The organism is Desulfobulbus sp., from assembly GCF_030824455.1.
GTDB lineage: Bacteria > Desulfobacterota > Desulfobulbia > Desulfobulbales > Desulfobulbaceae > Desulfobulbus.
Map to the genome: position 1 here is coordinate 36,464 of NZ_JAVBXR010000063.1, position 18,683 is coordinate 55,146.

General features: G+C 58.9%; 15 protein-coding genes. 12 read left to right on the top strand and 3 right to left on the bottom strand.

The features are described from left to right. Positions 1–60 precede the first annotated feature (60 nt). The 4 genes from RCH93_RS08605 (at position 61) to RCH93_RS08620 (ending at position 3,438) form a co-directional block, all read left to right on the top strand. Positions 61–909: a protein-glutamate O-methyltransferase CheR gene (locus RCH93_RS08605; RefSeq protein ID WP_306547946.1), complete on the top strand. Its 849-nt coding sequence runs from the start codon at positions 61–63 to the stop codon at positions 907–909. After that, positions 906–1,427 carry a chemotaxis protein CheD gene (locus RCH93_RS08610; protein WP_306547947.1) on the top strand — a complete coding sequence of 174 codons (522 nt, stop codon included), beginning with the start codon at positions 906–908 and terminating at the stop codon, positions 1,425–1,427. Before RCH93_RS08605 ends, RCH93_RS08610 begins: the two co-directional genes overlap by 4 nt. Then, entirely contained in the window at positions 1,424–2,497 is a 1,074-nt protein-coding gene (locus RCH93_RS08615; protein WP_306547948.1) for a chemotaxis response regulator protein-glutamate methylesterase, read from the top strand. Before RCH93_RS08610 ends, RCH93_RS08615 begins: the two co-directional genes overlap by 4 nt. Before the next feature lie 104 nt (positions 2,498–2,601). Continuing rightward, entirely contained in the window at positions 2,602–3,438 is an 837-nt protein-coding gene (locus RCH93_RS08620) for a J domain-containing protein (protein WP_306547949.1), read from the top strand. A 41-nt stretch (positions 3,439–3,479) separates the two neighbouring features. Here the strand turns inward: RCH93_RS08620 and RCH93_RS08625 are convergent, their stop codons facing one another. Together RCH93_RS08625 and RCH93_RS08630 are read right to left on the bottom strand one after the other, a co-directional pair. Continuing rightward, entirely contained in the window at positions 3,480–4,442 is a 963-nt protein-coding gene (locus RCH93_RS08625; protein WP_306547950.1) for a 4Fe-4S cluster-binding domain-containing protein, read from the bottom strand. 79 nt (positions 4,443–4,521) lie between these two features. Further along, positions 4,522–7,293 carry a DUF6600 domain-containing protein gene (locus RCH93_RS08630; RefSeq protein WP_306547951.1) on the bottom strand — a complete coding sequence of 924 codons (2,772 nt, stop codon included), beginning with the start codon at positions 7,291–7,293 and terminating at the stop codon, positions 4,522–4,524. Positions 7,294–7,541: 248 nt separating this feature from the next. Between RCH93_RS08630 and RCH93_RS08635 the strand changes: the two genes are divergently transcribed. The 7 genes from RCH93_RS08635 (at position 7,542) to RCH93_RS08665 (ending at position 17,228) form a co-directional block, all read left to right on the top strand. Beyond that, entirely contained in the window at positions 7,542–9,686 is a 2,145-nt protein-coding gene (locus tag RCH93_RS08635; protein ID WP_306547953.1) for a GAF domain-containing protein, read from the top strand. Next, the gene (locus tag RCH93_RS08640; protein ID WP_306547954.1) at positions 9,665–11,038 is read left to right on the top strand and encodes a sigma-54 dependent transcriptional regulator; all 1,374 of its coding nucleotides are present in this window, start codon (positions 9,665–9,667) and stop codon (positions 11,036–11,038) included. The genes RCH93_RS08635 and RCH93_RS08640 overlap by 22 nt, the downstream gene beginning before the upstream one ends. 421 nt (positions 11,039–11,459) lie before the next feature. Beyond that, entirely contained in the window at positions 11,460–12,635 is a 1,176-nt protein-coding gene (locus RCH93_RS08645; protein WP_306547955.1) for an acetyl-CoA C-acetyltransferase, read from the top strand. A 179-nt stretch (positions 12,636–12,814) separates the two neighbouring features. Beyond that, positions 12,815–14,062, top strand: coding sequence for a hypothetical protein (locus tag RCH93_RS08650; RefSeq protein ID WP_306547956.1), 1,248 nt, complete (start codon positions 12,815–12,817; stop codon positions 14,060–14,062). 200 nt (positions 14,063–14,262) lie between these two features. Further along, positions 14,263–15,423 (top strand): acyl-CoA dehydrogenase family protein, encoded by a 1,161-nt coding sequence (locus RCH93_RS08655; protein ID WP_306547957.1) that lies wholly within the window; start codon positions 14,263–14,265, stop codon positions 15,421–15,423. A gap of 18 nt (positions 15,424–15,441) precedes the next feature. Continuing rightward, positions 15,442–16,395, top strand: a complete 954-nt coding sequence (locus RCH93_RS08660; RefSeq protein ID WP_306547958.1) for a CoA transferase subunit A — start codon at positions 15,442–15,444, stop codon at positions 16,393–16,395. Between the two features lie 14 nt (positions 16,396–16,409). Next, complete coding sequence (locus tag RCH93_RS08665; RefSeq protein ID WP_306547959.1) at positions 16,410–17,228, top strand: CoA-transferase subunit beta; 819 nt, start codon at positions 16,410–16,412, stop codon at positions 17,226–17,228. Positions 17,229–17,351: 123 nt separating this feature from the next. On the opposite strand, the gene RCH93_RS17910 is transcribed toward RCH93_RS08665, so the two are convergent. Then, positions 17,352–17,618, bottom strand: a complete 267-nt coding sequence (locus tag RCH93_RS17910) for a phage integrase N-terminal SAM-like domain-containing protein (protein ID WP_373693273.1) — start codon at positions 17,616–17,618, stop codon at positions 17,352–17,354. Positions 17,619–17,803: 185 nt separating this feature from the next. Here RCH93_RS17910 and RCH93_RS08670 point away from each other — a divergent pair, with 185 nt between their 5' ends. Continuing rightward, on the top strand, positions 17,804–18,598 hold the full coding sequence (locus RCH93_RS08670; protein ID WP_306547960.1) for a hypothetical protein: 795 nt from the start codon (positions 17,804–17,806) through the stop codon (positions 18,596–18,598). The last annotated feature ends 85 nt before the right edge of the window (positions 18,599–18,683 follow it).

Sequence of the window (18,683 nt, forward strand, 5' to 3'; positions counted from 1 at the left end):
CAGGTGTTTTGCGTTGGGCGTCAGTTGATGCAACAAACCGAAAAAAGCGCGAGCAGCGGCATGAGCATCTATTTACCTGCAAAAATGAAGGATAAGGAGTTCAAACAGTTCAGTTCCTTTATTTATGAACAGGTTGGCATCACCTTGCCGCCCTCCAAAAAAACCATGCTTGAAGCGCGATTGCAAAAACGCCTCAAAACCTTGGCGATCGATTCGTTTGAGGCCTACGGCAGCTATGTTTTCAGCCCTGAAGGCCAGCTCGCAGAGCGGACCCATCTTATTGACGTCGTCACCACCAACAAGACCGATTTTTTCCGAGAACCTGGCCATTTTGAACATTTGGCCCAGAAGGCGTTGCCGGCAATCATACGGCGACGAGGAGAACGTTTTTCCGAACCTGTGCGCATCTGGAGCGCTGGTTGCTCAAGCGGCGAGGAACCCTATACCCTGGCAATGGTGTTAACGGATTTTGCCGCAGCGCATCCAGGGTTTCGTTTTTCCATTCTGGCCTCGGACATCAGTTCCAGAATCCTCGACACGGCCAAAACCGCCATTTACCCTGAAGAACGGACCGCTGGCATTGATCCCCATTTCATGAAGAATTATTTCCTGCGCAGTAAGGACAGAAATCGCGCCCTGGTCCGTGTTTGTCCAGCATTACGCTCTCGGGTCGTTTTTCGCAGGATCAATTTCATGGATGCCGACCTTGGCATTACCGAGAAAATGGATGTTATTTTCTGTCGCAATGTGGTCATCTATTTTGATAAGCCGACCCAGCAGAATCTGATGCGCAAATTTCATCAGCAATTGCGGCCGGGAGGCTATTTGTTTTTAGGACACTCCGAGACGCTGAACGGTATTGATGTGGATTTTACCACTGTGGGTTCCACCGTGTATCAAAAGACATGAAAAACATCATTGCCAGCCACACCTGCAACGCCTTCCTCAAACCGGGAGAGGTAATCGTCTCCGCCAATCCCATACTGGTGAGCACAGTCTTGGGGTCGTGTGTGGCTGTAACCATGTATTCAAACGAAAAAGGAATTGGATCCATCTGTCACGCCATGCTGCCCAACAACGACCTCAAACAAGCCGACAATCTCCTCTATGTTGACACCGCCATTCGCTATCTGCATTACAAAATGGTGGAGTACGACAGTCAGTTTGATATGGAGGTCAAACTCTTTGGCGGGGCACAGGTGCTGTCCGGCGATTATTCCAGCACAACCAAAAGGTCGGTTGGCGAACAAAACATTCTCCAGGCAAAAAAAACACTGGATCAACTCGGCCTGCAGATTGCCAAAACAGACACGGGTGGGAGAGTAGGACGAAAACTCTTTTTTTCGATCAAAAACGGAGACGTCTATCTGCGCAAACTCAAACTCAGCGGAATCGTTTGCGCCTGTACTCAAGGGTTGAAGGCATGAGTAAAATCAAGGTTCTGGTGGTCGACGATTCCGCCCTGGTGCGGCAGACCCTGTGCGAAATTCTCAATTCCGACCCCGAGATCGAGGTGGTTGGCACGGCAGCCGATCCCTTTCTGGCGGCGGAGCGTTTGAAAACGGTGGTGCCCGACGTCATTACCCTGGACATCGAAATGCCGCGCATGGACGGCCTGACCTTCCTCCAGAAACTGATGAGCCAGCACCCCATCCCGGTGGTGATGTGCTCAAGCCTTGCCGGAAGCGGTTCCGAATCGGCGCTCAAAGCAATGGAGTACGGGGCGGCGGACATCATCGCCAAACCGCGCATGGGCACCAAACAGTTCATCGAGGAATCGCGGATCATGATCTGCGAAGCAATCAAGGGCGCGGCCGCGAGTCAACCCGGCCAAGCGCGACCGTCCCGCAGCACCCTGAAGGAGATTTCACCGAAATACTCGGCCGACGTCATCATCGACAAGCCCTCGTCCAAAGCCATGATTCAGACCACCGAAAAAGTGGTGGTGGTGGGCGCCTCCACCGGCGGCACCGAAGCCCTGCGAATCTTCTTGGAAATGATGCCCGAAAACGCGCCAGGGATTGTAATTGTGCAGCACATGCCGGAAAACTTTACCAGCGCCTTTGCCCGGCGGCTCGACTCGCTGTGCAGAATCACGGTCAAAGAGGCCCAGGACAACGACACCGTTATGCGCGGTCGCGCCCTGATCGCCCCTGGCAATCATCACGCCCTGCTCAAACGCAGCGGCGCCCGCTATTATGTTGAAATCAAAGACGGGCCGCTGGTGTCGCGACACCGCCCTTCTGTTGACGTGCTGTTCCGCTCGGCGGCGCGCTACGGAGGCAAAAACGTGGTGGGCGTGATCATGACCGGCATGGGCGACGACGGCGCCCGCAGCATGAAGGAGATGTTCGACGCTGGGGCGATCACCATTGCCCAGGACGAGGCCACCTGCGTGGTGTTCGGGATGCCTTCGGAGGCCATCAAACACGGCGGCGTCCACGAGGTGATGCCGCTTACGCGCATTGCCGGGGAAGTGTTGCGGATATGCTCCTGAACCGCCTGCATCGCTTGAACCGTCTGCACCCCGCCTGCGCGCCGCCTCTGCCTGGCCGGACGCTCTTGGTCTGACGAACCGGCGAACGCCCAGGGCCTTGTGGTATGAATATGAAGGAGCAGCAACTCTTGCGCGCCTGCACGGTTCTTTTTGGCGCCGAGGTGATGGTGTCGCGAGGCTTTCTCGACTATCTCCAACTCAGCGGTTTGAAAAGCGCCTACCGCAGACGCGCGCTGGAAACCCACCCCGACGGCGACCGGACGGCGTCCTCAGCCTGTGATGCGGCAAAATTTTTTGAGGTGCGGGAGGCCTACGCCAGGCTGCTGGACTTTCTCCGGCGCCGAGACGGCTCAGGCGCTGATTTGGATCAGGCCCGGCAGGCGCCCCCCCTTCGACCTGAAGCCTCCTCAACTAGGACAACCCCATCCGAATCCAGCCAGGATTCACCCTTTTCGATCAAGATAAATCCCATCGTTCTCCCGCCCCTTGCAAGCGGCCCAGCGGCAACCTCCATCGACCGCTTCCATCAGGGCCCACTTCCGAATCGCCCCCTGCTCTTTGGCCACTTTCTCTACTATTCCGGGCTGACCACCTGGCGCACCATCACTCGCATCCTGATCTGGCAAAAACAAAGCCGCCCCCGCTGCGGCGAACTGGGCAACCGGTTCGGGATGCTCAACCCGGACGACATCGCCCTGATTCTTCGCAACAAAACAACCCACACCCCTTTCGGCGAAGTGGCCCTTGCCTTGGGGCTGCTGAGCGAAGAGCAGCTGCAGAGGCTGCTCATGCAGCAACAGCGCCTGCAAAAGAAATTTGGCGTTATTCTTCTGGAAAAACAGCTTGTTGACGAGCAGGAACTTCGAGCCCTGCTGCGGTTGTTCAGGCTCCATAACCAGGCGTCGGCCCTGGACAACAGGCCCGGTTTCCGGTCGCGGTAAGACGGTGGGGCGAACCCGGGAAAATTGATCCCGCAGTGGGATCAATCCCCAGGCCAGGGGTCCTCCCCAAAGGGAGACGCCTGACGAAAATCAGGGTTATAATGCGCGGCGCTGGCGCACTCCTGCATCCAGCCGTTGACGAAGCCCAGACGCTCCATTTCAGCCGCCGCCTGGGCGTACTCCTCAGGCAGGAGCTGCCGATTCAGGGGGGGCAGGTCGGCGACGGATCCAATCGGATGATACTGGGACATCAGGGACAGACTGAGGCGGTTGGAGAGTTCGCCGGCAAGAAAGCGAAGCGCCCCCAGACTGTTGTCCATTGCCCCCGGCAGAACCAGATGGCGAACGATCATCCCCCGTTCGGCCAGCCCCTCGTCGTCGAGGTGGAGTAGGTTGCCCTTCTGACGATACATCTCGCCCAGGGCCGCCGCCGCCACCTCGGGATAATCAGCGGCGGCCGACCATTTGCCGGCCAGGACCGGATCGCTGTATTTGTAATCCGGCAGATAAACGTCCACCCGGTCCTCAAGTTCCCGCAAGGTCTCCACCCGGTCATAGCCGTTGGAATTGTAGACAACCACCGGCCGAAAGCCTCGTTGTCGCACCGCATCAATCAGGGCGAGCATCTGCACAACCATGTGCGAGGGCGAGACAAAGCCCAGCCGATTAACGCCGGTCGCCAGGATTTTGGCGATGGCGTCGGCCGCCGCCGTCAGCGACCAGTTTGCTGTGGGAAGCGGGCTGGTGTTGCGGGAGATTTGATGATTCTGGCAATAAAGGCAGCCCAGATTGCAATGGCTGAAGAACACATTGCAGATGCCCCGGCCGCCGCTGAGCACCGGCTCCTCGCCCCGATGCAGGGTGATGGCGGCAATGGCGAGGCCGTCGTCCACCCGGCAGAAGCCGTTGGGTCCGGCTGTTCGGTCTGCCCCGCATTGTCGGGGGCAAAGACAGCATTCGCGCAGGGAAAACGAGGGCGGCAAGGAGGTTGAACCAGTGGTCATAAGGGGGTGAAGCTCTTGAAATGGGGAGTATGGACGCCGCGCCGCCAATCAACGGCGAAGCGTCCATTTCGGGGTTCCTTTACTGATTGGGAGCAGATTGTTTGAGGAGGAGTTCTTCTTCCGGCGTCAACTTTCTCCTTTTTCTTTGCTCTTGTTGCTGTTGTTGCTGCGGCTGGCGCTGCTGAGCCTCTTCCTGCTGACGGCGTTGCAGCTGCTGTTGTCTCCCTTGCTCCTCCGCCTGCTGGCGGCGCTGGACTTCCTGTTGTTGGCGTTGCTGCGCTTCTTCCTGCTGCCGACGCTGCGCTTCCTGTTGCTGGCGCTGTTGGGACGCTTCTTGGCGCTGGCGCTGCGCCGACTCCTCTTGACGCTGTTTTGCCTCAAGCCCCTGCCGTCGTTGCTGCTCCTGTTCCTGGCGACGCCCTTGTTCTTCCTGCTGACGGCGTTGCAACTCCTGTTGTCTTCCCTGCTCTTCCGCCTGCTGACGGCGCTGAACTTCCTGCTGTTGGCGTTGCTGCGTTTCCGCCTGTTGGCGACGTTGAACTTCCTGTTGCTGGCGCTGCGCGGCGTCCTCCTGTCGCTGTTTTGCCTCAAGCCCCTGGCGTCGTTGCTGCTCTTGCTCTTGGCGTCGCCCTTGATCTTCCTGTTGGCGGCGTTGCAGTTCCTGCTGTCTCCCCTGCTCCTCTGCCTGTTGACGGCGCTGTGTTTCCTGTTGTTGGAGTTGCTGCGCTTCCTCCCTTTTCGGCCGCTGCACAGCCTCTCCTTGCTGCTGTTTCGTCTCAATCTCCCGCTGCTGCTCCTGACGCCGCCCTTGCTCTTCCTGTTGGCGTCGTTGCATATCCTCTGGTCCGCGTCGCCCAGCCGCTTGCTCTTGCCGCGCCTTCAACGCATCGTTTTGGCCTGGTTGCTGCGCGCCCTGCTCCACCGGTTGTCGCTGCTCATCGGTTGGCCGCCGCCGATCCAGATTGGCTGGACTGCGGTCCGGCGTTGGCCCTTGGCTTTCGCGATCTCTTGGAGATCGGATTCTCCGCTCTTGTGCCTGATCGCCCTGGCCCGCCGCGTCCCGCCCTTGGTCAAGCGCGGCCGGCTCACGTCTCCCTTGCGGCGCGCCGCCGGTCTGTGGGGCAATGTTTGCAGGATTGCGCAACGCGTTCCCTTCGTCCTTGGGCGCGCGCGTCCGCCGGCTCTCATCGGGCCCGGTCGTATCCCGCTTTGGCTCGACCGAATCGCCCAAGCGGCGGTCCGGTCGATCAGAACCAGCGCGGTTGTCAGGTGTGATCCGCCGTTCCCGCTCGCGGGGCTTGATCTCCTTGGGCAGCGCAGCGGCCCTGTCGATGGGGGCCTTCGTCTTGCCCGCCTCCACAAGCCGGCTGCTCAGCGTCGGCGCGCGCATCTCCTTTTGCGGCGGCGGCTCTGCGCTGGCCTTAACCCGGGTCAAATCCTTTTCAATTCTGGCTCGATTGATGCGGCCGGCGTCTTTGCTCATTTTCTGATTGCTGTTGATCCGCTCCGCCACCATGGCGTGCGGCTTGCGGCCCACCTGGGCGTCGCTGTAGGCAAATCGCCGTTTGTCGTTGTCAAAGGCCTTGGCCATCGGCATGGGTTTGAATGACTTGGCAAGTTCAGCCCGATCAAAATCGCGACGCAGATGGGGGGTGTACCGACTGCCCTGGTACAACCTATCCCGGTTGACGACAACCGCCTCGTTCAGATAGCGATACTTATTGATATTGATGATGTTCACGGTGTTGTGATTGATCACCCTGGTGCGATGGCCCCAAGGCCGGTGACCGTAATAAATTTCGTTAGGCCCCAACGGCACCCAGCCCACCGATTCGCGGCCGTGGATCCACCCTACCCTGCCCGGATACCAGCCAAAACTGATGAAAATGCTGGGCGTGTTGGGGTGCCTGCGGACCACCGGCGGCATCCAGTACCAGGTGTGAAAAGCCTCGACATACACCCAGGAACCGTAGTGGTGGGTGACGTAGCCAAAGGGCTCGTCGGGAATCCAGCAGTTGTCGCCGTAGTACTGGGTCCAGCGGCCGACGGTAAAGGGACGCCAGCCGGGATCAACGCGGACGGGCCGCCACATGTCGCGATACGCGCCCTCATACTGCACCCGCTCCCAACGACCGTTGTCTTCAAAAACATAGGATTCCTCGCGGATCGGTTCGGGCAGCAAATCCGCCATCCGGCTGCGGGACTGCTCCCGTTCGGCCCACACGGAGTCGCGATACCCGTTCCAGTCGTCCCAGTCCCCATCCACGGCGCCGTTGCCCTGGGCCGTGCCTTGCTTGTCGGCGATAATCGATTCGCCGCCTTCGCGTACCGGGAACCTGGAACCAGTGGCGTCGTGGACAAAATCAACCGTGCCGCGCACCGAGATCACTTCCATTGATTCATCGCCCACATACAGATCAAACGCTGAACCTGCCGGGGCAACCACATAGCCAAAAGGGGTGGTGGTCTTGATCACCCCGTTGCGGCTTTTGTTGTAGAAGCGGGCCATGCCCGAGGCCACGTCCAGGGTGGTGGCGTCCATGTTCATGTCGATCAACTGGATCTGGGTGTTGGCGCCGACGCGCATCCAGGCGCCGCTGGGCATAATGAACTCGGCCTTGGCGTCTTCGCCCGAATAGAGGGCGTCATCTAGGCCAAAGGGCGCGTCCTTGACCGTAAGCACCCAATCGTTTTCTTCTTCGACGTAGCGCAGCAGTTTGCCTTCAACGTGCGACACCCGACCAATCAGGACGCCTTCCCGATCATCGACGGCGCCGGCCGATCCAGCGACAAACAGCGCCGCAACAACACAACACAGCGCAAAACTGAGGTAACGCGCAACATGGAACATGGTCGTCTCCTTGGGTGGACGTTTGTCGCGGCCGAGGGGCCGTTTGAATCCAGTAGACTGCACTGTAAAGTTTTGTGGAACGGATTTCAAGCGCCCCCCTTCTTTTTACCGTCGCAGCCGTTGAGCCCTCACCTAGAAAATCACTGGTTGTGCGCAAACGCGTTTTGCCGTACATGGAAAGGCAAGCAGGCACAGGCGCTAACCAGGACGCCCTGCGCAGCGACTTCCCTCCAATCCCAGGTGCATCGATGCCAACCGATCAGGCCAAACAGACCGCCGCAGCAGCCCAAGGCGCAACCCCGGACAAGCTGCTGTCCTCGATTCACAAGATCAGCAGCCTGCTGACCCGGACCATTTCGCTCGATAAAATCCTGACCTCGATCGTCAAGGAAACCTGCCTGGTCTTTGGGTTCACCCGCATGGCCATCTTTCTCGCCGACAAGGACCGGCGGCTGCTGGAATGTTGCTACATCCACGGCTTCAACGCCCAGGACTCGCAACGGGCGCGGCGCTTCCCCTACCGCCTGGGCGATCAGGACTGCGTTGAAACCAGGGTCGCGCACCAGGGCAAAACCGTCTTTGTTAAAGACTATCTCAGCGACCCCCGCATGACCGCCATCGACCTGACCGTCAGCCGGATCATGGGCCGCGTTTCCACCATTGCCGTGCCGCTGAAAATCAAAAAAGACGTTATTGGCCTGATCACCGCCGACAAGGACGACGTTCGTCTGAAACTGACCCAAAAAGACATCAACGCCTTTTCCACCTTTGCCAACCAGGCCAGCATCATCATTGAAAACGCCCGACTGCAGGCGCAGAATCAGCAAAAAATTAAGCAGCTGCTCACCCTGCAGGAGATCAGCAAAAAAACCAGCTCCACCTTTCACCTCGGCAAGCTGTTTCAGGTGATCAGCGCCAGCGCTCTGCAACTGACCAAGGCGTCAAGCGCCCGACTGTTCCTGCTCGACGACGAGGGCAAGGCCTTGTCGATGGTCTCCAGCAGCGGCCCGGCCATCAAGGACAAAAAACGGCTTCGGCTTAAGCTGGGCGACGCTGTGGCCGGTTTAGCCGCCCACGCCGCTCAAACCGGCGCGCCGGCGCTGATCAACGACGCCGCCCCGGACCGGCAAGAGCCGCGCTTCGACGGCGCGGTTGCCCAACTCGCGGCGCCGCTGATCAGCGAAAAACGGGTGTTGGGGGTGCTGCATGTTGCCAGCGACCAGTCAGGCGCCTTTTCCGAGGACGACCTCAAGCTGTTGATGATCTTTGCCGGCCACAGCGCCAGCCTGATTAAGAATGTCCGGCTCTACGGCCAGGTGATGACCGAACGCAATCTGCGGGAAAACATCCTGGAAAGCTCGCCCAACAGCATCATTTCCCTCAACCTGCGCAAGGAAATATCGTCCATCAACCGGCGCGCCGAAGAGATGTTCGGCTTCAAACGCAAGGAGGTGCTGGGGAAAAAAGCGGCAATGGTCTTTGACCAGGAGATTGCCCACATCATCGACCTGGCCCTGGACGATCACGCCGTGGTCAACCGCAAGGAAATCAACCCCAACCACGGCGCAACCGCGCTGGGCGTGACCTCCTCGCTGCTGCGCAACCACCAGTCCGCCCTGATCGGGGCAATGATCATTGTCCGCGACCTGACCGAGGAAAAGAAGACCGACGAGCTGATCCGCCGGATCGACCGGCTGACCTCGCTGGGCCAACTTTCCGCCGGCATTGCCCATGAAATCCGCAATCCGCTGGCCAGCATCTATTTCAACGTCCAATTGCTGGCCAAAAAACTGCCGGCGTCCGACCCGACCCACAGCCTGCTGGGAGACACCCAGGAAGGGGTCAACCGCATCCGCACCCTGGTCAAGGGGATGCTCGATTTCGCCAAACCCTCGCCGCCCAGCCTCAAGCACGATTCCCTGCCCCGGATCATCCACGAATCGATTGCCTTGATGGAGTCGCAGCTGCGGAAAAACAAGGTGGAAGCGGCGCTCCATTTCGAGGACGACCTGCCGGACATTGTCTGCGACCCTCACCAGATCCAGCAGGTGTTGATCAATCTGCTGATCAACGCCATGGACGCCATGCCCGACGGCGGTCGCATCGATCTGGACGCCCGGTTTGCAGGTGCCGGCCCCTGCGGCGAGGTGACGCTGCGCTGTACCGATCACGGGGTCGGCATCTCTCCGGAAAATTTAGGCAAAATATTCAATCCGTTTTTCACCACTAAACCCGAAGGCACTGGGCTGGGGTTGTCGATTGTCCATAAAATCCTGGAGCAGCACCAGGTTGCGGCAGAGGTGACCAGCCAGCCGAACCAGGGCACAACCTTTCTGCTGAAATTTCCGGCCTGCCGGATCGAGAGACCGCGATGCACCGTTACACCATTCTGATTGTTGACGACGACCGCCTGCTGCAAAAGGCGCTGAACAACATCCTGCGCGAGCGCTACGACCCGGTGATCGCCGGCAGCGGCGAAGAGGCCCTACGGTTGCTCGACAAACAGACTGTGGATCTGGCCCTGCTCGACGTCCGTCTGCCCGGCATCGACGGGGTCGAGACCCTGCGGCGGATCAAGGCGGCGCACAAAGATTTGCTGGTGATCATGATGACCGCCTATGAGGACGTGCAGACGGTGATCGCCTCGATGAAGCTGGGCGCCCACGATTACCTGGTCAAGCCGCTGGAAATGGAGATGTTCGAGCTGATCGTGGCTAAGGCCCTGGAAACCCTGCAGCTCAAAAAAGAGGTCGAGGCTTTGCGCCAGGGCTACCGGCGGCGATTTGACCGGGAGCAGATTGTCGGCGAGAGCCCGGCGGTCAAACAGGTGTTCGAGTTTGCCGCCAAGGTGGCCAAGGGCGACGACACCACGGTGTTGATCGAGGGCGAAAGCGGGGTGGGCAAGGAGGTGGTGGCCCGGATGATCCATCATTGCTCCAGCCGCTTCGACAAACCCTTTGTCGGCATCAACTGCGGGGCGATCAGCAAGGAATTGCTGGAAAGCGAGCTGTTCGGCTACGACCGGGGGGCTTTTACCGGCGGCCTGCAGGAGGGCAAGAAGGGCAAGATCGAGATGGCCGACGGCGGCGCCCTGCTGCTCGACGAAATCAGCGAACTGCATCCGGCCGCCCAGGTCAAGCTGCTTCGTTTCCTGGAGGAACGGGAGTTCTACCCCGTGGGCGGGGCGCGCAAAAAAAAGGTGGATGTGCGGATCATCGCCGCCACCAACCGCAGCCTGGAGGCCCAGGTCCGGGCCGGCGGTTTTCGCGAGGACCTCTTTTACCGGCTCAACGTCGCCCGGGTGATTGTGCCGCCGCTCTCCCAGCGCTCGGCCGACATCCTGCCCCTGACCCTGCTGTTCCTCGACAAATTCAATCATAAATTCGGCAAACGCTTCCGCCGCATCTCAGATGAGGCCCGAGACATGCTGCTTTCTCATCCCTGGCGGGGCAACATCCGCGAGCTGAAAAACGCGGTTGAACGGGTGGTGTTGATGGAAGACAACGACTGCCTCGAAGCCGAACATCTCGCCTTTCTCGGTCCCGGCCGCCAGACGGCGCGACCATCCGAACCGATGCAACTGCGCATCCCCCCGGGGGGGTTGAACCTGGATCAGCTCACCCGCGACCTGATCGTTCAGGCCCTGGAGCTGAGCGGCGGCAACCGGACCAAGGCGTCCAAACTATTGGGCATTTCACGCCCTACCCTGATTTACCGGATCGAAAAACACCGCATCGTCGTGTGAGGTTCGGCCGGGTTCGCCCCTTCCGTCGCCTCTCCCCTCTCTGATTGTATCTGGTTTCCTCTGTTTCGCCCTGCTGAGTGCAGCATATCCTTCACTCGATCCAACCAACTGTAGTTTCACTATTTATCGGCATTGTTGCCGATGGTTCCCCTGGCTGACCGCAGAACCGTTGAAGCATTTGCTCCATTGGGTTGCGGCGCCGCCTTTCGCTATTCAAATCATTTTCTAATATTTCAGCATGTTAACAGCTTGGCCGAAGATGGCACGGCTTATGCTGAACCATCTTTTCAATATCGACGGCTCGCAGACCGGTTGATCCCTGGGTGATTGGCGCCGGCTTAGGCCCCGGCAGGATCAGCGAGCCTCACATCGATTTGCACCATCCATCCCCGCCAATTGGCGACAAAAAAAGGAGAACACCATGCGAGAGGCAGTAATTGTCAGTGCGGTTCGGACCCCCTTGGGCAGCTTCAACGGAACCCTGGCCAACATGGGCGCCACCAAATTGGGCGGCCTGATCATCGAGGAGGCCGTGCGTCGGGCCGGGATTGCCAAGGAAGAGGTCAACGAGGCCATCATGGGCATGGTGCTGCCCTGCGGCTACGGCCAGAATCCAGCCAAACAGGCGGCGATCCAGGCCGGCCTGCCCTGGGAGGTCGAGGCGGTGACCGTCAACAAGGTCTGCGGCTCCGGCCTCAAGGCGGTGATGCTGGCGGCCCAGGCGGTGCAAACCGGCGACGCCGACGTGGTGGTTGCCGGCGGTATGGAAAACATGACCATGGCCCCCTACTACCTGAGCAAGGCGCGGTTCGGCTACCGCATGGGCGAAGCGGCCATGCACGACCACATGGTCCACGACGGCCTGTGGGACATTGTCAACGATTTCCACATGGGCATTTCCAACGAACTCTGTTCCGAGCGCTACAACGTCAGCCGCGAGGAGCAGGACCGCTACGCCGCCGAATCCTATCGCCGCACCCTGGCCGCCCAAGCGGCCGGCAAATTCGACGAGGAGATCATGGCGGTGGAGATTCCCCAGCGCAAGGGCGAGCCCAAGGTGTTCTGGAAGGACGAATGCCCGACGGAAACCACCTACGAGATGCTGGCCAAGATGAAACCGGCCTTTAAGCAGGGCGGCGTCACCACCGCCGGCAACGCCTCGATCATCTCCGACGGCGCGGCCGCGGTGGTGGTGATGAGCCGTGAAAAGGCCGAGGCCCTGGGCTGCACCATTCTGGCAACCATCGGCGCCCAGGCATCCTACGGCATTGACATGAAATACGTGCTGGTGGCCCCGATCTGGGCCGTGCCCAAGTGTCTGGACAAGGAAGGGATCGGCAAGGAAGAGATCGACCTCTTTGAGATTAACGAGGCCTTCAGCGGTTCCACGGTGGCGGCGTTAAAAACACTGGAACTCGATCCGGCCAAGGTCAACGTCAACGGCGGCAGCGTCGCCCTGGGCCATCCCATCGGCGCCAGCGGTTGCCGGTTGCTGGTGACGCTGGTGCACGAATTGGTCCGCCAGAACAAGAAGCGCGGTCTGGTGTCGCTCTGCCTGGGCGGCGGCGAGGCCGTGGCCATGATCATCAAACGGTAACCCGCCAAACTGCGGCCGAAACCACAACCTGGGCTCAGGCGCAAGGCGTCCTGGATGTTCACGCGTAAAAAAGGAGGAAACACAGCTGTGCCGGCAGGCCCCAGGAATCAGGATGCAACGTCCGCCCTGGGTTTAAGGAGAGGAGCACCAACACATTCAACAGAGAGGAGGAACGCAGTATGGCAGTGGGAGCATTAAAACCACGGTGGGGCCAGCCCCTGACCGGCATTATCTCGTTTGCTGTTTTTTTCGTTGTCGCCTTGATTACCTGGTTCATTTTCAGCGACCCCCGTGGTCCGATCGGGTGGTTTCCCTACCCCTTTGTCATGTATCTGGCCATGATGATTCTGGTTGGTCTGTGGCAACACATGTTTCTTGGCGACTGGCCCTTCCAGGACATCAAACAGCCCCTGCGCGGCGTGATCCTGACCATTGCCAACCTGGTGATCGTCTGGTTCGTGATTGACGTCCTCTTCTACCGGGTGTTGGGCGTCGGCTTCAATTTCCTCAGCTATTACGGCCTGGAAGCTGCCAACCTCGCCGGCAAGCTGCCCAAGGTCGCCGCAGCCGGGGCCACCGGCAAGCTGGCTCAGGTGGCGGTGGTGGGCTTTGTGCTCATCGGTTTTTACACCTACCCGGTGTTCACCATCTTCTTCGGCAAATGGCCGGTTGTGCCCTCGGATCTCAAACAGCCCAACCGCGGGCTGGCGGAGATCGGCGTGGCCTCGACTTTGACTCTGTTCTGCTACGCGGTGTTCATTGCCCCCTTCTTTGGTCTGCTCTTCCCCGGAGCCGCCCTGAATCCGCCCTGGTGGACCGCAATCGGCGGCACCTCCCATGTGCACTGGGTCTTTGGCTGGTGGGAATGGGCCATTGTCATCCTGTTTATGACGCCCAACGTTTGGCGGATGAAACCCTGGAGCGCCATCACCCTGCCGCAGCCGTGGAAGGGCATCATCTCCACGGCCATTTCCTTTGTCGCCGCCTACGGCATTTCCCTGCTGTGTCGGGAACTTATCCCGATGTGGGTCCCGGCCGACACCTTTCACCATCTGGAGGCCGCCAAGGGCGCATCCGAGGTGCAGCGTTTCTTCTGGATTCATTCGGCTGAGATCGCCGGCTTCACCCTGATTCCCTTCCTCATCTGGCACCATTATTTCGACGACATGGCGCCGGGCGACAATCCCGACAGCTGGGGCGGCTTTTTCTTCCGCACCGTGGGCGTCTTCTTCTTTGCCGCCGTCAGCTACTGGATTTTCTACTACGGCAATTTCGGCCACTGGGGCCTGGGCAACCACCACATGAGCGAACTGGCTGAGCGTTTTTCCCACGGCGAATCGCTGGTGTGGAACTTTTGGTGGATCATTCCCCTGCTGTGGAACGAGTGGTTTTTTCACAAATGGCCGTTTTATGTGCATGAGCATTGATTGGGTTTGACCCAGCGCGAGGCCGGATATTTGCCCCAAGTTGATCCAGGGGCGCAATCTCCGCATGGAACAATTCGCGCAGACCGTCTGCACTGCAGGATGTGCAGACGGTCTGCCCAGGCATGACTGCAACACCGCAATTTTTCTTGTTCACAGAAGAGAAATCCAGCAAACAAGCAGGACATTACAAGGAGAACGATATGGATTTAGACTTAAGCGAAGAACAAAAACTGATCCAGGACACAGCCCGCGATTTTGCCAAAGCCGAGTTGGAGCCGGTGGCCGCCAAACTCGATCAGGAAAAGGATCGCCCCACCCTACTGGCCAACCTGAAAAAACTGGCCGAACTTGGCTTCATGGGGCTGAACGTCAGGGATGAATACGGCGGCTCCGAGGCCGGGGTGGTTTCGTTCAGCGTCGCCATGACCGAAATCGCCCGAGCCTGCGCCTCCACCGCAGTCACGGTTTCGGTCAACAACATGGTCTGCGAGGTTATTCAGGCCATTGGCAGCGAGGAGCAGAAAACCAAATACATCCCCAAAATCTGCTCCGGCGAATACCCGGCCGGCAGCTTTGGCCTCACCGAAAACTGCGCCGGCTCCGACCCGTCGGGGATGGGCACCACCGCCACCAAAGACGGCGATTCCTACGTGCTCAACGGCTCCAAGATCTTCATCACCAGCGCCCCCTATGCCGGCGTGTTTGTGGTCTGGGCGGTGACCGACAAGGAAGCGCCCAAGGGCAGAGGCATCAGCTGCTTTTTGATTGAAGCCGGCACTCCCGGCCTGACCATCGGCAAGGAAGAGCATAAGATGGGCCAGCACGCCTCGGCCACCAACGAGCTGATCTTCGACAACTGCCGGGTGCCGGCAACCGCGCTGATGGGCAAGCTCAACGATGGTTTCCGCATTGCCGTCGCCGAGTTGGCCGGCGGGCGGATCGGCATCGGCTCGCTCGGCCTGGGCATTGGCCTTGCCGCCATGGACTACGCCGCCAAATACGCCAACGAGCGCGTCCAGTTCAACCAGAAAATCAGCAATTTCCAAGCCATACAGTGGATGATTGCCGACTCCTACACCGAACTGGAAGCAGCCCGGCTGCTGCTGATGAACGCCGCCTTCCGCAAGGAGCAGGGACGCCCCTACGCCAAGGAAGCCTCCATGGCCAAGATGTACGCCACCGAAAGCGCCAACCGCGCCTGCTACAACGCCCTGCAGATGCTGGGCGGCTACGGCTACACCCAGGATTTCCCGATTGAACGCTACGCCCGCGACGCCCGCATCACCACCATCTACGAAGGAACCAGTGAAATCCAGCGCCTGATCATTTCCCGCGAGATTCTCCGGGGATTGGCGGCCTGAACCAGCAAGGAGAATTGTATGAGCACAGATAAACGCATAACCCTGCAACAGGCGGCTGAAATCGTCAAGAACGGCTCCAGTCTGACCTTTTCCGGTTTCACCATCTGGCGGCGGCCCTTTGCGGTCATTTTCGAGCTGATCCGCCAGCAGAAACGCGGCCTGCACCTGATCGAGGTCAACGGCGGCCCGCAGACCGAGTTCCTGGTCGGCGCCGGTTGCGTCGACATCTGGGAATCCTGCTGGGTTGGCCACGAATTGTACGGCAAATACGGGGCCAACCTGTCGCGCAAGGTCGGCAAGAAGGAAATTCTGGTCGAGGACTACAGCCACGCTGAAATGCTGTTCCGTTTCACCGCCGCAGCCCAGGGCGCGCCGTATGCGGTCACCCAGACCTCGCTCGGCACCGACATCCACAATCCCGACTACGACATCCTTGGCCGGGCCGGCAAGCGCGACGGCAAGCGGATCGCCAAACATAAATACGTGTTTGCCGAAGATCCCTTCTTTGGCGCCGGTTCCCAGGTGCTGATCCCGGCGGCCAAGGTGGACGTGGCCATTCTTTGTGTGCAGCAGGTGGGCGAGGAAGGCACGGTGCGGGTCAATGGGCAGTTGTACTCCGACCCCGAGGTGGCCCGCGCCGCCGACATCACCATCGTCATGGCCGAGGAGATCGTGCCCGAGGAGTATCTGCGCCGCAACGCCGACCAGAACACCATCGCCACCTTTGAGGTCGATCACATCCTGGAATGCCCCTTTGGCGCGCATCCCACCGGCATGTTTGGTAAATATGATGTTGACGGACCATTCCTTAAGGATTTTTACGCCAACACCCGCACCCAGGAAGGATTCGACGCCTTTGCCAAGGAGTGGATTTTCGGCCTTGATCACATCGCCTACCTGGAAAAACTCGGCTGGCAGCGGATGCTGAACCTCCGCGCCAACACCGCCCTCAACTACCGACCCCGCAAATAGAAGGGAGAATTCTGATGAGCAACTACGCATCGCCTGAAGAATATAATCTGGCCGACCTGCTGTGCTGCGCCGCATCCCGCGAAGTGCAGGACAACGAGATCGTTTTTGCCGGCACCGGTCTGCCCATGGTGGCCATCATGCTGGCGCAAAAGACCCACGCCCCCAACCTGAAACTGATTTTCGAGGCCGGCACCCTGGACGGACGACCGCCGGAACTGCCGACCTCAGTCGGCGACGCCCGCTGCGAAACCGGGGCCTCGCGCTCCTCCGGCCTGTTTGATGCCTTTTCCATCGCCCAGCGCGGCTATGTGGATCTGGGATTTCTCGGCGGGGCCGAGGTGGATTTGTACGGCAACGTCAACACCACCTGCATCGGCGATTATCTGGAGCCCGAACTGCGCCTCACCGGCAGCGGCGGCAACCCGGACATCAACTCGTTTGCGAGCCGAACCGTGTTTATCATGGTCCATGAGAAACGGCGTTTTGTCGAGAACGTCAGCTACATCACCAGCCCCGGCTGGCGGGTGAAGAAATGGCCGGGCGGCGAATTCGTGCACCGGCGCGAACTGTACGGCTCTGCCTTTCGCGGCGGCCCCTCGGCGGTCATCAGCACCGCCGGCGTGTTCCGTTTCGACGAGCAGGACGGCCACATGTACCTCGACACCTGCCACCCCGGCAAAACCCCGGCGGAGATCAAGGAGTTGTGTCAGTTCAACCTCGACGTCTCCCGCGTTGCCGGCGAAACCGCCCCGCCCACCCGCGAGGAGCTGCATTTCATCCACGACGTGCTTGACCCGGATCAGATCTTTATCCCCAAGGTGAAGAAAGCCTGAACCGCAGTACCCCTTGGACAGGGAAAGGGCGCCGTAGCTGTGCTGCGGCGCCCTTTTTGTTTGTGATGGTTCCCATGCTCCAGAGTGGAAACGCGGCCCTGGACGCTGCAGGTTCCGTTGTGTTCAGGCCCAGGAGGCAATGGGGATTTCCCCGTTTACCCGAGAAATATCGTCAAGCTGTCTATCAAGTACTTCCCGATAAATAAAGGCCAGGGCGTTCAGGGCCTGTCGCTGTGTGGACGCGGCCACCTTGCCCTCGGTTGCAAGATGAGAGAGAAACCGCTCGACATCCTTTGCCGCCAACTTGTTCGAATGGGTACCTGATCCATGAGCTTGAGGCTTGGGTTTGGGCGAAATTGCGCCGTATTTTTCTTTTGACTTTCCATATATCGTTGCCTAATGTCGCAACCTATGGAATGTTTTAAACAAAAAAATACGCGGACAAAAAAGAAGGTGTGATTCCACATTCCAAGAGCAATACAAGAATAAGCTGAAATTTTGTCCACCCACATGGGGTAATATAACGGACAATATTCCCTTATTGAACTGTTCAAGTTCCAAAGGAACCTCTACTTATGCAAACGCAATCAAATCCAGCTAGCAGGATTCACTCTATACTTAAAGCAGCCCTCGGGGGCGATCAAAGCCAGCGAATGCTCGAGGTTTGGGCAACCGCATTCGAGATTAAGGAAGCCAATGACATAGAAGTAGTGCGCAGCCTTATTGCAATGTCTGAAGCAATTGAAGAGGTGAAACGCCTCATAGAGACCAACCCGAACTTGAACCACCAGAGATATCTTGCGTGTTTAGCTCCAATCAAAACAGCCGTCGCTCCTCTTTATCTTCACGCGACAAGACAGCAGGTCCTCACAGCAAACGTTACGCCAGAAGTCCTCACAAGACTGGAATTCTGTGACGAAGAACTAAGTCGTTACTACTCGGAAGAGGCAGTGACCGCCGAAGAACTGGCATCTATCATACATGCGACGAATGACCTATTCGACATGGTTGCAAAGTCAGTACAAGACCCAACGCTCCGAGTCGTTCTGCTCGAAGGGCTAGAGAAAATACGTATAGCTATCACCCTTTATCGAATTCACGGGGCGAAAGGCCTGAAGTCCAGTCTTCAAAATTTACTTGGTGTTGTGTTCACGGAACAAGCGGCCTTGAATGGCGAGGCAACAAAGAACGCCGACCTACTAGGCCGGCTCGCCGCTTTGCTTGACAAGCTTGACTCCTTTTCTGCTAAAGCCCTAAGGATTCATAAGGCATTAACCAAACCCGTACGTTTCCTTCTCTCGTGTATCTCGGAAGATGAGGCAACAGATAATGAATCTGCAATGTCCCCGAGCGACGTTGTGGAAACTTAATCGGGTAAGGGCGGGTTTTTCTCCCGCCCTTACCACACCACCTGGCATGTGGGACCGCACTAGGCGGTTCCCAGATATTATCGGG

Bases quoted from the DNA above. Each gene is read 5' to 3' on its own strand.
- RCH93_RS08670 (WP_306547960.1), top strand. From the start codon at position 17,804: ATGCAAACGCAATCAAATCCAGCTAGCAGGATTCACTCTATACTTAAA.
- RCH93_RS08635 (WP_306547953.1), top strand. From the start codon at position 7,542: ATGCCAACCGATCAGGCCAAACAGACCGCCGCAGCAGCCCAAGGCGCA.
- RCH93_RS08620 (WP_306547949.1), top strand. From the start codon at position 2,602: ATGAATATGAAGGAGCAGCAACTCTTGCGCGCCTGCACGGTTCTTTTT.
- RCH93_RS08610 (WP_306547947.1), top strand. From the start codon at position 906: ATGAAAAACATCATTGCCAGCCACACCTGCAACGCCTTCCTCAAACCG.
- RCH93_RS08630 (WP_306547951.1), bottom strand. From the start codon at position 7,293: ATGTTCCATGTTGCGCGTTACCTCAGTTTTGCGCTGTGTTGTGTTGTT.
- RCH93_RS08625 (WP_306547950.1), bottom strand. From the start codon at position 4,442: ATGACCACTGGTTCAACCTCCTTGCCGCCCTCGTTTTCCCTGCGCGAA.
- RCH93_RS08640 (WP_306547954.1), top strand. From the start codon at position 9,665: ATGCACCGTTACACCATTCTGATTGTTGACGACGACCGCCTGCTGCAA.
- RCH93_RS08655 (WP_306547957.1), top strand. From the start codon at position 14,263: ATGGATTTAGACTTAAGCGAAGAACAAAAACTGATCCAGGACACAGCC.
- RCH93_RS08660 (WP_306547958.1), top strand. From the start codon at position 15,442: ATGAGCACAGATAAACGCATAACCCTGCAACAGGCGGCTGAAATCGTC.
- RCH93_RS08645 (WP_306547955.1), top strand. From the start codon at position 11,460: ATGCGAGAGGCAGTAATTGTCAGTGCGGTTCGGACCCCCTTGGGCAGC.
- RCH93_RS08665 (WP_306547959.1), top strand. From the start codon at position 16,410: ATGAGCAACTACGCATCGCCTGAAGAATATAATCTGGCCGACCTGCTG.
- RCH93_RS08650 (WP_306547956.1), top strand. From the start codon at position 12,815: ATGGCAGTGGGAGCATTAAAACCACGGTGGGGCCAGCCCCTGACCGGC.
- RCH93_RS08615 (WP_306547948.1), top strand. From the start codon at position 1,424: ATGAGTAAAATCAAGGTTCTGGTGGTCGACGATTCCGCCCTGGTGCGG.
- RCH93_RS08605 (WP_306547946.1), top strand. From the start codon at position 61: ATGAGCATCTATTTACCTGCAAAAATGAAGGATAAGGAGTTCAAACAG.